Raw genomic sequence first — 13,857 nt, 5'->3', positions numbered from 1 at the left:
AATTATCCGGTCGTTCTCATAAAATAAATGTACTCTTTACATAGAATTAACGAGAATAATACAAGTCTTTTTTGCATGACAATATCCAGATACCCTTCGATATAATCCAAATATTTTTCATAAATTTGTAGAGTATTTTACGTATAAATACATTTAATATCTCAATAATCATATATATGGATAGTATAATGACCGCATTACCCATTACGAATCCGGTACTAATATTCTTTATTGTACTGATTATTATACTATTCGCTCCTATTTTACTGAATCGTTTAAGAATTCCCCATATCATAGGTCTCATTATAGCCGGAATTATCGTAGGACCTTACGGTTTAAATTTGCTGGCAAGAGACAGCAGTTTCGAGATATTCGGGAATGTTGGCATATTATATCTTATGTTCCTGGCCGGACTGGAAATAGATATGTACGATTTTAAGAAAAACAAAAAGCAAGGGTTGGTTTTCGGCTTTTATACATTTATGATACCTATGCTCCTGGGTACAATCATCAGTTATTACACTCTGAATCTGAATTGGACAACCTCCATTCTTCTGGCCAGCATGTACGCTTCGCACACATTGATCGCCTATCCTATCGTAAGCCGCTACGGCGTGACCCGTAACACATCCGTTACCGTAACCATTGCAGGTACTATATTCACAGTTTTAGGGGCACTGATAATCCTGGCCGTCATTGCCGGAATAGTACGGGGAAACCTGACACATCTTTTTGGAGTAAAACTGATTATATATATTACTCTCTACAGCTTAGCTATCGTATACACTTATCCCAGACTTACACGCTGGTTTTTCAAAACATATAATGACAATATTACTCAGTTCATATTTATACTGGCCCTCGTCTTTCTGGCGTCTTGGCTGGCAGAATTAATAGAATTGGAAGGCATACTCGGAGCATTTCTGGCAGGTATCGTCCTTAACAGATATATCCCCGGAGTTTCACCCTTGATGAACAGAATCGAATTTGTCGGTAATGCACTGTTCATCCCTTATTTTCTTATCGGGGTAGGTATGCTCATCGACCTCCGTGTCGTATTTCAAAACTGGGATACTCTGTTTGTAGCAGCAAACATGACTATTGTAGCGACAACGTGCAAATGGATCGCCGCATGGCTGCAACAAAAAACATTCAAATTATCCGCCCTCGACCGTCGCATGATATTCGGACTCAGTAATGCACAAGCGGCGGCCACCCTTGCAGCCGTTATCATCGGATATGAAATAGGACTATTTAATGAAAGTATTCTTAACGGCACAATCGTCATGATCTTGCTGACATGTATCATCAGCTCCATTGTGACAGAAAAAGCAGCAAAAGAAATGGCCATGAAGTTGCAAAACGAAGATGATAATGATTTGAAATACGACACAGGAGAAGAACGTATACTTATCCCTATATCCAATCCCCAAACCATAGAAAATCTGATAAACCTGGCGCTTTTACTTAAAAGTCCCCGAAAAAAAAGCGAAATATATGCTCTACATGTCACGGACGACAGCCGTACAGGCAATTCATATACGGCAAAAACGACACTGGAAACAGCAGCCAAAGTAGCTTCATCTGCCGACACAAACCTAGTCCCCATATCACGGTATGATATGAATATAACCAGCGGCATTATCCATACCATGAAAGAGCATAATATTTCGGAACTGGTGGTAGGCTTGCATCAGAAAGCAAATATCGTCGATTCATTTTTCGGTTCTAAAATAGAATCATTACTGAAAAGTACACGAAAAATGATTATTATCTCAAAATTTATCATCCCCATTAATACTATAACCCGCATCATTATAGCCGTACCTCATAAAGCGGAATATGAAACAGGATTCGCCAAGTGGGTGGACCGCATCGCCAACATGACCAAACAAATAGGATGCCGGGCTATATTTTATGCACATCCCGACACCATAGGTCCTCTTAAAACTGTACTTAAAACAGGAAGATACCATATCCGGAACGAATTCGAAACTCTGGAATGCTGGGACAATATAATTATGCTGGCAAATGAAGTACTGGACGACGACCTATTCATTGTCATAAGTGCCAGACGCACATCGGTATCTTTCAATACCGATTTCGAGGCCATTCCCTCTTTTCTGTCTAAATACTTTGCTAATAACAATCTGGTGGTATTATATCCGGAACAATTCGAAAGCAATGACGAAATCACCTATTTTACCGATCCTCTATTAAATGACGTACAAAGCAACTCTCCCCGATTCTTTGGTCTGCGCTCTTTCTTCCACCGGCTTATCGTAAAAAAGAAAAAATGGACACACAGGAACCGTAAGAAAAAAATAGAAATAAAGTCATAAAAAAAGAGATGAAATCAATTTCATCCCTTTTCAATTAATCATACGATTTATTTTTTCATTTTGACGGTTTTTTTCTCCACTACCTGAGGACATTTTTTATTCGCTTTGCAATTCAGCTTTGTATTCGGACACTCCTGACTCTGCACACAACATTGCTGATCCCGCACACAAAATTCTTTAGCCTTTGGCTCGCAACATTCTGTCTTAGTTTGGGGACATTTAGCTCTACAAGTTTGTTCCATTCTAACCTTTTTTTCCCTCTTGGCCGTATTTTGAGCCACTATATCCCCGGCAAACATTGACATAATAACAATGCAACCCATTATTAATAACTTCTTCATCTTCTTTTCCTTTACAATTTGATTTATGTCCGGTAAATATAATATGTTTTTTTCTATCCGATCTTCCCAATAATGTTTTTTAAAGAAAAAATAAAGATGCTACGTTCTCCCGCCGATCCGGAAACCGCCGGAATCACAGTCCGGAACCAATATCCTCCTCGACCCGTACATCCAAGAATTCATTATGCATAAGGTCTATTTCAAGAAAAAACATTATCTTCGTAACAAAGAATACTATTATAACGTATGGAAGAATGGCTATCCCGTACCCGTCAATTACTGGGTGACGAAAAACTGGAAAAATTACATACCGCACGCATACTGGTCGTAGGAGTTGGAGGAGTCGGAGCCTACGCCGCAGAAATGCTCGTACGAGCAGGAATCCATACCCTATCCATAGTTGACGGAGACGTAATAACGATGTCCAACATCAACCGTCAACTAATAGCGCTACACAGCACTCTTGCAACTGAAAAAGTAAAAGTACTTGCTGAAAGATTAATAGATATTAATCCCGAATTACATCTACATTTTATACACTCTTTTCTGGAACCCGATTCGATAGATTCTCTTCTCGATTCGGAAAAACCGGATTTTGTAGTAGATGCCATAGATACTTTAGCTCCGAAGGTATCTCTTATATATCGTTGCATAAAACGAAAGATCAAAATCATCTCTTCTATGGGTGCAGGAGGCAGAATAGACCCCACTCAAATCAGATATGCCGATATTTCGGACACATACCACTGTTCTCTGGCAAAAGCGGTACGTCACCGATTGCGGGAAATGGGAATAACAAAAGGGGTAAAAGTTGTTTTTTCCACAGAACAAACCAATAGGAACGCCATTATACGTACTGAAGAAGAAAGAAATAAAAAATCAACTGTAGGCACTATTTCGTATATGCCGGCCATGTTCGGCTGCTATATGGCATCTTATGTCATCCAAAAAATTACGCAAGCATGATAGAAATCAAAGACATACATAAAAGTTACGGTCAGCTGGAAGTATTAAAAGGAATAAACGCCACAATACAACAAGGCGAAATAGTTTCGATAGTAGGCCCAAGCGGAGCCGGAAAAACCACTTTGCTTCAAATAACCGGAACCTTGGAAAAACCGGATAAGGGAGAAATCATTTTCGATGGAATACGCGTAGGAGATCTGGGAGAAAAACAACTGGCTGCATTCAGGAACCGGAATATAGGTTTTGTCTTTCAGTTTCATCAACTTTTACCAGAATTTACCGCGCTGGAAAATGTAATGATCCCGGCCCTCATTCGTAAAACAAGCAGCTCTGAAGCAAAAAAAAGAGCAAAAGAGATACTGGCATTCCTGAATCTGAGTGACCGGTCACAACACAAACCGGCACAACTTTCAGGAGGAGAAAAACAAAGAGTAGCCGTAGCAAGAGCTCTGATAAATCATCCGTCGGTAATCCTTGCGGACGAGCCTTCGGGCAGCCTGGACACACAACACAAGATAGAACTGCATAAACTATTTTTTGATTTGAGAAACGAATTTAATCATACTTTTGTTATAGTAACGCACGATGAGTCATTAGCTAAAATTACCGACCGTGTTATACAAATGAAAGACGGCCTCATTGTTTCCCATGAAAATAAAACAATACATGAATAAATTCCAGAACCATATCATAGCCTTCCTACTCGCCGGACTACTCCTATCTTGCGAAAAAGAACCTTCTTATGACTATGGTCCTTTCCGGCTCGATATTGTTACCTATCAGGCAAACAATATCCCGGCTTATTTTATTCTGGAAAAAGACAAAGAAGAATCGCAGTCTTTAATCCCAACCGAGCGACTATCCCTCAATAATATTAAGGACGGAACCAGAGTCATGCTCCAGTATATTAAGGACGAAGCGATTAATGATAAAGAATATTATATCACGATCAAAGGACTTTCCCGTATTTTATCGGATTCGCTGAGAGGCGCAACTCCCGAGTTAATGAAATTACTGCAAAATGACACAATACGGTTAAACAGCATCTGGAAATCGGGCGATTACCTGAATATTAAATATCAAAGCGAATTTCATAATATACCACATTCACAAATACTCGTCACAGAAAAAGATAAATTAATGAATGACACTATAGTTGCAGAAATACGTCATAACCGGAGGAACGATCCTCCCGGGTACTGGAGCAATTCCGTTTCGTCATATTACATAGGCGCATTAAAAAACAGGCCGTGTAAAATACTGAAAGTATATGTCAATAATATAAATTACCCCGAAAAATATTACTATTTCAGATTAAAAAAAGAATAATAACATTAATCATTAATACCTATGGACAATAATCAGGAAAAAAAAGAGATACAGATCGAACTGTCTCCGGAAATGGCAGAAGGTGTTTATTCTAATCTCGCTATCATTTCACACTCGTCTTCAGAGTTTGTCATTGATTTTATACGCATGATGCCAGGAGTACCCAAAGCTCCGGTAAAATCCCGTATCGTGCTTACGGCCGAACATGCAAAACGACTGCTTTTCGCATTACAAGAAAATGTAATGAAATATGAAGCCCAGTTCGGCCCTATACGTGTAATCGATCCCGATGCGAATAATATTCCGCCATTTATGGCTCCGGGTGGACAAGCCTGATATAAAAAGTAAATTTACGTCTGGAAATTTCCGGTATTTTATTGTTATCTTTGCATCCAATACAAATTTTTCAAAAAATGGAGCATCCTTTATATGTTTATAATACTCTTTCACGCAAGAAAGAACAATTCATCCCTATCAATCCTCCTTATGTAGGAATGTATGTATGCGGACCTACGGTATATGGAGACGGTCATCTGGGGCATGCCAGGCCGGCAATCACTTTCGACGTTCTTTTCCGGTATCTATTACATCTGGGATATAAAGTCCGGTATGTAAGAAACATTACCGATGTAGGCCACCTCGAGAACGATGCGGATGAAGGAGAAGATAAAATCGCAAAAAAAGCGAGACTTGAACAACTGGAGCCTATGGAAGTGGTTCAATATTACCTGAACCGGTATCATAAGGCCATGGATGCCCTTAACGTATTGCCACCCAGTATCGAACCTCATGCGTCGGGACATATTATAGAACAGATTGAATACATCAAAAAAATCATAGATACCGGATTCGCCTATATCAGTAACGGATCGGTATATTTCGATGTTGAAAAATATAACAAAAAATACCATTACGGGAAATTATCGGGAAGGAATATCGAGGAACTCTTAAATACTACCCGCGAACTGGACGGGCAAACCGAAAAACACAACAGTTTCGATTTTGCTCTCTGGAAAAAAGCCTCTCCGGAACATATCATGCGCTGGCCCTCTCCTTGGAGTGACGGCTTCCCCGGATGGCATCTCGAATGCTCTACCATGGGAACCAAATATCTCGGTGAAGAATTCGACATTCACGGAGGTGGAATGGACTTGCTCTTCCCCCATCATGAATGTGAAATCGCCCAATCGGTAGCCGCACAAGGAAAAGAAACGGTACATTACTGGATGCATAATAACATGATTACCATCAATGGCCAGAAAATGGGCAAATCATTAGGAAACTTCATTACGCTGGACGAATTCTTTACGGGAAAGCACAAATTGCTGACACAAGCGTACTCTCCTATGACGATCCGGTTTTTTATTTTGCAGGCTCATTACCGCAGTACAGTAGATTTCAGCAACGAAGCATTACAGGCCTCGGAAAAAGCCCTGTCCCGGTTAATGGAAGGCTGGAATAACCTGTCCAGAATACAAGTATCCGAAACTTCCAGCGTAAACATAACTTCTTTGCGGGAACGGTGTTATGAAGCAATGAATGATGACTTAAGTACTCCTATCGTCATATCCCATTTGTTTGAAGGAGTACGCATTATCAACAACATCCTGGCAGGAAATGAAACCATCACTGAGCAGGATCTTCAGGAACTGAAAGAAACTTTCAGGATATTCATGTTCGATGTACTGGGCCTGAAAGAAGAGAATAAAGGAGATAGCGACGAAAGCAATAAAGCCTATAAACAAGCGGTAGATCTCATGATGGAGATACGTAAAGAAGCCAAGTTACGTAAAGACTGGGCTACTTCGGATTTCATAAGGGATAAACTCACCGAAATAGGTTTTGAAATAAAAGATACGAAAGAAGGCTCCGAATGGAAACTTAAATAAGCGGGCTTTTATTCAACAAAAATGCCGCTTGAAGGAAAAACTTCAAGCGGCATTTTGTATTTATTTACCACCCTTTATATTCGGCTCTCATCGTACCGATAGGTAATTTACCCTCGACTCTCAATGGTATGCGCCCAGCATCTTCACTAATCCAAGCCCATATATTATCACTTACTTTTTTACCGCTTTCGTCCGAGAAACGGAAAGCTATTTTATAGGCATTATACTCTTTCTTATTTTGTTTAAGTATGGTACGACCGAGATATTCTATTTTCAAATGTTCCACACTCTTACCGCTGAATATCTTCGTTTCTATTACCTGATTCATCTTAAACCCGGCAAAATCGATCGTACGAATAAGATAAAACACACTCAACATGTCATACGCACAATTCTCGACCACCGCCGTATAATGCTCGACTGCATTTCTTTTCGGCCTGTATAAAGTTATGTCGCCAATACAATTTCCGGCATTATAAATATATTTGACTTCATCTTTCCGGTACGTTCCGTCTTCATTGGCAATCTTTGCATAGTATAACGGAGCCATATCCTGGCGTTTCATGACCGATATAAGCGTATCTCTCACCGGAAATATGGCATCGGCGAATGAAAGGGTCCGTGCAGTAAGGACAGACTTGTAATTGAGAGGGGAAACTTCCAGACTTAGACTTGCTTCCGCGGCACGCTTCCAAAGAATACCCCATTGATATATTACATCATAAGGCAACATTTCATCTTTAAAATCCGTCTTAACAGGGCACTGGGCAAAAGCAGTAACCGCCCCACTTGTAAAAAACAGAAAATTAATAATTATAATTACCGCCGTAATTTTGCCGGCCCGGTATATTTTGCTGACCATATCCATATCCGTTCATTTGTTGGTTACTATAATTATCATCCTCTTCTTCATTCTCTTCAGTCACCGGAGTTTTTTCCTTGGGCTTATTCTTTTTAATTGCATCAGGCTTTTGCTGGTCTACCGGCAAAACATAAATGTCCCAATCTTGTTCCACATCCCAGTTCGCTTTTAAATCCAATTTCTGATTATAGTAAAACATTTCTTCGGGTTGACGCTTCGCATCATAATTCCCGGTGTCGAATTTTCCATTGTTATTCCGGTCCAGAAATAACCTCGCATAATATATACCGGGAGTTAAATACATAAATTCCGCACCGCCTTTTTTTACCGGAACACTCCGCACCACCTTATCCGAACTATTAAGTAATTCCATTACAGCAGGGTCGTCTGTACCGTGGACAGCAATATATAAATTGGAATACTCTTCCAGCGATTTCACTTTAAAGGCTTGTACATAACTTTTTGTATGTGGTCCGTATATGCTCACAAAAGCAGTGGAATCAATCCGTACCTGATATTCCGTACCCGGTTTCCACTTATAATTCAGGAGAAAACGCCTTTCAAGCAAAGAATCGCGAGACAGGGAAAATCCCTCTACAGGTACCCATAAAGTATCTTGTTTTTGATCTAAATGTACCATTTCAGGATGATATTCGTCAACAGGCTCCCCCATCAAAAAAGACAAACCTGCATAAATATCCAAAACAGGAGGAACAGCCGGGGACATATTCAACAATACAACAGGAGGAATTGTATCGTTTTTCTCATCTTTTTTCTTAACCTTAGGTACTCGAACCGGTTTCATTATAAATTTTAAGGTATCCCGGAACATCGACAGCTGCTGCAACGAATCGGTACGCAAATATTCAGCAGCAAACAACAATGTATCCATATTGTATACCAACGAATCTTTTATCCAATACTGCAATGTATCGTTATGAGAACTCTTCTCTAAAACGAACCAGTCATCTTGTTCGAAATTCAAAGGTTTTAAAACAGGCAATGATTCGGCCGGTGCCGAAAAATAAAGATCAAGACGCCGACGGTCTTTACGTTCGTTTTTTTCCAGATATTGCGATTTGAATTCTTCATTAAAAACGCTCAACAAAATATCATTCGGATAAAAATGAGTAAGCCGATGCGGTATGATCGTATCGATCGTTACGCTATCTGCCCAAATCGTATCAATATGTATCTTCACTTCTGCCCTGGGTATGACGATACTATCATAAAAAGCTATATCTTCACTGGGGTTATCGAATTTAAAATCGCGGTTCAAATCTTTCAGGGCAAACAACCTGTAACTTCCCGGTGCTACATTCCGTATCGTAAAATGCCCCAAAGCATCTGTACTGGCAATTCGCTCAAAAGGCAACTTATGAAAAGCGGAATCATCCAAATTAGAATGCAAACCTACATACATACCCGTCACAGGTTCCAAATCGGCAGCATTCAAAAGAATTCCCGATATCTGTAAAGAATCTATCGTATTTCCGGTGGCAAAAGAATAAGAGAAATTATTCAATACATTCTTTTCATTATTATCTGCAATGGCATCAGCGAAATCTATCGTGTAGGTCGTGTTCGGCAACAACGAATCTTTTAACTCTATCGTTATTTTCCGGGACGACGTTTTAATATCGGGCATTTCCCTTTGAGGAGGCGAAATAATTATCTTCTCCGATGGTTTTTCTACCTGAATAATCTCGTCAAAATATATCTCAATCTTATTTTTGTTAACATTCACGGCGTTCGGTTCGGGAAGACTCCGGATAAAAACAGGCGGATCGACGTCCTTAGGTCCTCCCCCCGGACGGGCTATATTGGCACAAGAAGATATGAGCCAAGCCGCAAAAACGACCCAAAGCCATACAAAACCACGAAAACCGGAATAACTTTTGAAATTTTTCATTTCACTCTACCATAAGATTTTGAAACCGTAAAGATACAAAAAAGTACGATTATCCACCATATACCTGCCACATCTGTATATTAATACTGAATAAACAACAAATAAATCGGGGATAATTGCTAATCGAAAGAAAAAAAAATATATATTTGCACCTTGATAAAAATACGTAAAATTATTGAGAACAATTAATATAAAATCATAAACTAATTAATCACATGCAGAACAAAGGATTTATCAGAGTCGTTGCTGTATTACTTTCATTGGTTTGTTTGTTCTATCTCTCCTTTTCATTGGTCACAAGACATTACAATAAAAAGGCAGAAGCATATGCAAACGGTGATCCCGTGAAATATAAACAATACATCGACTCTATCTCTACCGAAAAAGTTTACTGGTGGTATTATACCTACCAACAGTGCCGTGAAATGGAAGTGGGTCTGGGACTTGACCTCAAAGGTGGTATGAACGTAACATTACAGATATCTGTAGCGGACGTACTCAAGTCTCTCTCAAATAATAACCCGGACGTTAACTTCAACAAGGCAATTGCTGCTGCCGTTGCAAACCAGGCGGACAATAAGGATTTTATCAGCTCATTCCTCAGCGAGTACAAAAAACTTGATCCGAACGTTAAGCTCGCAGCTATTTTCAGTACTTATCAGTTAAAAGACAAAATTGCTCCTAACTCAAGTAACGATGAGGTAGTCAATGTATTACGCAATGAACTGAACAGTGCCATCGACAATTCATATAATGTACTTCGTACACGTATCGACCGTTTCGGTGTAGTTGCTCCTAATATACAACGTCTTGAAAAAGACGGACGTATTCTGGTGGAACTTCCCGGCATCAAGGAACCTGAACGTGTTCGTAAACTACTACAAGGAAGTGCTAACTTGGAATTCTGGGAAACTTACCGTTTAGGCGAGATTTTCAATAAACTCCAGGCTGCTAATAACGCGCTGGCTCTTATAGAAGCAAGTAGCGAAACGAATGCGACAGATACAGCAGCTGTAATTGCTGTTGAAGAAACAGTCGTTGCCGAAACTGCCAATACAGATACGACAAAAGCAATGGCCGATCTGAAAAATAAACTGGCAGATAACGCAGATCAAAAAAGCAAAGACTTGATGAGAAAACAAAATCCGCTTTTCTCTCTTCTCAACTTCGAGCATGTTTCCGAAGCAGGTCCTGTTGCCGGTATAGCGCACCGCAACGATACAGCGGAAATAAACCGTCTTCTCAGCATGAAACAAGTTCGTGAAATACTTCCTAGCGATCTTATTTTCCGTTGGACCGTAAAAGCTATCGACGAAAAAGATACTTATTATCAGTTGATCGCTTTAAAATCCAGCAAAGGCGGCAAAGCTCCACTGGGTGGTGATGTAATTACCGATGCCCGGGACGATTTTGACAAGCTTCAAGGTTCTGTGGTAAGTATGAGCATGAATGCCGAAGGTGCTAAAATCTGGGAAAAACTTACCAGAGACAACATAGGAAGATCTATCGCTATCGTATTGGATAACCAAGTTTATTCTTTCCCGAATGTTAATACAGCGATTTCTGGCGGTAGTTCTCAAATCACCGGAGGTTTCTCTCCTGAAGAAGCGAAAGACTTGGCTAATGTACTGAAATCGGGTAAAATGGCCGCAGCCGTTAGTATAGTTCAAGAAGATATTATTGGCCCGTCATTGGGACAAGAGGCTATCCAAAGCGGACTCATCTCTTTTGCCGTAGCTCTTATCTTGTTGATGATTTATATGATAAGTATGTACGGTGTAATTCCGGGTATTATAGCCAATTTAGGATTAATCCTGAACTTATTTTTCACAATGGGGATACTGGCATCGCTACAAGCGGTACTTACCCTTTCCGGTATTGCCGGTTTAGTTCTTTCATTAGGCATGGCCGTCGATGCCAATGTGCTTATTTTCGAACGATCCAAAGAAGAACTTCGTTTAGGTAAAAATCTAAAATCATCAATTGCCGACGGTTACAAAAATGCATTCTCAGCTATTTTCGACTCAAACCTGACCTCCGTTATCACCGGCTTCATCCTGCTGATATACGGAACCGGCCCGATTAAAGGTTTTGCAACTACACTTATCATCGGTATTTTGTCTTCTTTCTTTACGGCTGTATTTATTACACGCCTTATTTTTGAAGCAGGCACTAACAAAGGTTGGTTTAAAAATGTCACCTTCACTACTGCTCTATCTAAAAACTTCTTGGCCCATACGCACATTAATTTCTTGGGATTCCGCAAGATTGGTTACGGGATAGTATTAGCCATGATTTTAGTGAGCACTATCTCATTGGGAATAAGAGGTCTCAATCAAGGTATCGACTTCTCAGGAGGACGTAACTATATCGTACGCTTCGATCAGCCGGTAAACACTGTTGAAATAGCCGATATGTTAAAACCTTCTTTCGAAGGCAGCTCATTATCGGTCATTACTATTACAACTGATAATCAAGTCCGTATTTCTACCAACTACCGCATTCTTGAGAATGATGAAAACATAGACAAAGAAATTGAAACTAAATTATATAACGGACTTAAGAGTAAAATCGGAGACAAAACTCAGGATGAATTCAAAGCAGAAAACATAATGAGTACTCAAAAAGTGGGACCGAGTATTGCAGACGATATAAAAACCGGAGCATTCTGGGCGGTAATACTTTCATTGATCGCCATGGCATTATATATCCTGCTGCGTTTCCGCGATATATCATTCAGTATCGGAACGCTGGCATCGGTTGCCTTTACCGCGTTTATGATCATCGGACTTTACTCTCTGCTTTACGGCATCTTGCCATTCTCAATGGAAATCGACCAGTCATTTATTGCAGCAATTCTTACGGTAATAGGTTATTCTGTAAATGATACCGTGGTTGTGTTCGACCGTATCAGGGAAGTTACTCATCTTTATCCTAAACGGGACAGAGGTTCGGTAATTAATGAAGCGTTGAACAGTACATTACCACGTACTATTAATACATCAAGTACGACAGCAATCGTACTGCTCTGTATATTTATCCTGGGTGGTGATACGATCCGCAGCTTTACATTTGCGATGTTGTTCGGTGTTATCATCGGGACATGTGCAACTTTATATGTTGCTACCCCGTTGGCATATTCTATACAAAAAAGAAGTATTGAGAGAAAAGCTTCAAAAGAAGCGACCAGCAAAAAATAAATATAAACTTACATACGAAAAGGGAAATCGCATATGCGGTTTCCCTTTTTTATACCCTCTTATATGAATTAAAAAACGGATATTACCGAATGTGAGATGGTAATACCCGTTAGTACCTCCGCCGGGAATCGAACCCGGATCAACGGTTTAGGAAACCGCGATTCTATCCATTGAACTACAGAGGCGTCAAAATGTATGCGCAAAAGTACAATAAAAATCCATACCAGCAAAGCCCTTCAAAGGTTTAGTCAAACAAAGCCTTTAAAATTTCCGGAGATTTCAATTCCGGCATACCGGGGTGATGTAATCGATAATATACCAAAATACGTTCCAGAATATTTCTGCGCTGTTCCCGGGAAAAGTGGAAATATTTAAAGTTAGAAAAATCCATTCTCATTAGCTGCATGAACGATAACGATTCGGACACATCTAACAAGTACGGATGATCCGGTAACCTATCAGTAAATACACCGTTAAGCATATCAAATCTTGATCCCGGAACATATTCATCCGTATTCGGGCTAAAACCCAGAAAACCGGTTAATTGCAAAAGAAAACACAAATGGAAATTAGCCTTGCCTTCTTCTATCATATCGAAAAACTGCACCGAACGAACCAGAAAAGAAAAAAAAGAAGGATTTGCTTCCGGCTCTCTTAATACCTGGACCAATAATTCTGTCAAGAACAAAGTTTCAGCATTCTTTACAGGATCGGACTGGATCGAAGGTAATGAAAACCAGATACGCGCTTCACGTATCCTTTGTATCTCTCGTGCCGGTTTCGTCTCTACATCCATGTCCAACAATGAAAAAGGCATAAAAAGGGTACGTAATGCCCTTGCTTTTTTCCCCTGGGCCTGTGGAAGCATATAGGACATTTTCCCATATTTCTCGGTATAAACATGAGAAATAGAGATTTTATCGTTATATGCGAATGTATGCAAAACTACGCCTTTTGTCTTTTCCAGCATCACATTTTTATTTATCTTGCAAAAATAATCGTTCCGGATGAATGAC

11 protein-coding genes and 1 tRNA gene are annotated in these 13,857 nt (G+C 39.8%); 7 read left to right on the top strand and 5 right to left on the bottom strand.

Annotated features, from left to right (window positions below):
- Window positions 1-176 precede the first annotated feature (176 nt).
- Window positions 177-2,342, top strand: a complete 2,166-nt coding sequence (locus OCV73_RS11405; protein ID WP_262512957.1) for a cation:proton antiporter — start codon at window positions 177-179, stop codon at window positions 2,340-2,342.
- A gap of 47 nt (window positions 2,343-2,389) precedes the next feature.
- Here OCV73_RS11405 and OCV73_RS11400 read toward each other — a convergent pair whose 3' ends face one another.
- Window positions 2,390-2,683 (bottom strand): hypothetical protein, encoded by a 294-nt coding sequence (locus OCV73_RS11400; protein WP_147552303.1) that lies wholly within the window; start codon window positions 2,681-2,683, stop codon window positions 2,390-2,392.
- A 246-nt stretch (window positions 2,684-2,929) separates the two neighbouring features.
- Between OCV73_RS11400 and OCV73_RS11395 the strand changes: the two genes are divergently transcribed.
- The 5 genes from OCV73_RS11395 (at window position 2,930) to cysS (ending at window position 6,867) form a co-directional block, all read left to right on the top strand.
- Window positions 2,930-3,649: a tRNA threonylcarbamoyladenosine dehydratase gene (locus OCV73_RS11395; RefSeq protein WP_147552301.1), complete on the top strand. Its 720-nt coding sequence runs from the start codon at window positions 2,930-2,932 to the stop codon at window positions 3,647-3,649.
- Window positions 3,646-4,323 (top strand): ABC transporter ATP-binding protein, encoded by a 678-nt coding sequence (locus tag OCV73_RS11390; RefSeq protein WP_147552299.1) that lies wholly within the window; start codon window positions 3,646-3,648, stop codon window positions 4,321-4,323. Before OCV73_RS11395 ends, OCV73_RS11390 begins: the two co-directional genes overlap by 4 nt.
- Window positions 4,316-4,978, top strand: coding sequence for a NigD1/NigD2 family lipoprotein (locus OCV73_RS11385; protein WP_167551259.1), 663 nt, complete (start codon window positions 4,316-4,318; stop codon window positions 4,976-4,978). The genes OCV73_RS11390 and OCV73_RS11385 overlap by 8 nt, the downstream gene beginning before the upstream one ends.
- Window positions 4,979-4,999: 21 nt before the next feature.
- On the top strand, window positions 5,000-5,314 hold the full coding sequence (locus OCV73_RS11380; RefSeq protein ID WP_147552295.1) for a DUF3467 domain-containing protein: 315 nt from the start codon (window positions 5,000-5,002) through the stop codon (window positions 5,312-5,314).
- A 77-nt stretch (window positions 5,315-5,391) separates the two neighbouring features.
- Entirely contained in the window at window positions 5,392-6,867 is a 1,476-nt protein-coding gene (cysS, locus tag OCV73_RS11375) for a cysteine--tRNA ligase (protein ID WP_147552293.1), read from the top strand.
- Between the two features lie 64 nt (window positions 6,868-6,931).
- Here cysS and OCV73_RS11370 read toward each other — a convergent pair whose 3' ends face one another.
- Window positions 6,932-7,735, bottom strand: coding sequence for a DUF3108 domain-containing protein (locus tag OCV73_RS11370; RefSeq protein WP_147552292.1), 804 nt, complete (start codon window positions 7,733-7,735; stop codon window positions 6,932-6,934).
- Window positions 7,674-9,641: an Ig-like domain-containing domain gene (locus OCV73_RS11365; RefSeq protein ID WP_147552290.1), complete on the bottom strand. Its 1,968-nt coding sequence runs from the start codon at window positions 9,639-9,641 to the stop codon at window positions 7,674-7,676. Before OCV73_RS11365 ends, OCV73_RS11370 begins: the two co-directional genes overlap by 62 nt.
- 215 nt (window positions 9,642-9,856) lie before the next feature.
- Between OCV73_RS11365 and secDF the strand changes: the two genes are divergently transcribed.
- A complete protein-coding gene (gene secDF, locus OCV73_RS11360) occupies window positions 9,857-12,841 on the top strand; it encodes a protein translocase subunit SecDF (RefSeq protein WP_147552288.1) in 2,985 nt (994 codons plus the stop codon).
- Between the two features lie 113 nt (window positions 12,842-12,954).
- Here secDF and OCV73_RS11355 read toward each other — a convergent pair.
- A tRNA-Arg gene (locus OCV73_RS11355) sits at window positions 12,955-13,026 on the bottom strand.
- 59 nt (window positions 13,027-13,085) lie between these two features.
- A complete protein-coding gene (gene recO, locus OCV73_RS11350) occupies window positions 13,086-13,811 on the bottom strand; it encodes a DNA repair protein RecO (RefSeq protein WP_147552286.1) in 726 nt (241 codons plus the stop codon).
- Window positions 13,812-13,857: the final 46 nt, after the last annotated feature.

The organism is Barnesiella propionica (assembly GCF_025567045.1).
Lineage (GTDB): Bacteria > Bacteroidota > Bacteroidia > Bacteroidales > Barnesiellaceae > Barnesiella_B > Barnesiella_B propionica.
The sequence above is the reverse complement of the archived record's forward strand: the minus strand, read 5'-3'. Positions and strand labels throughout refer to the sequence as shown.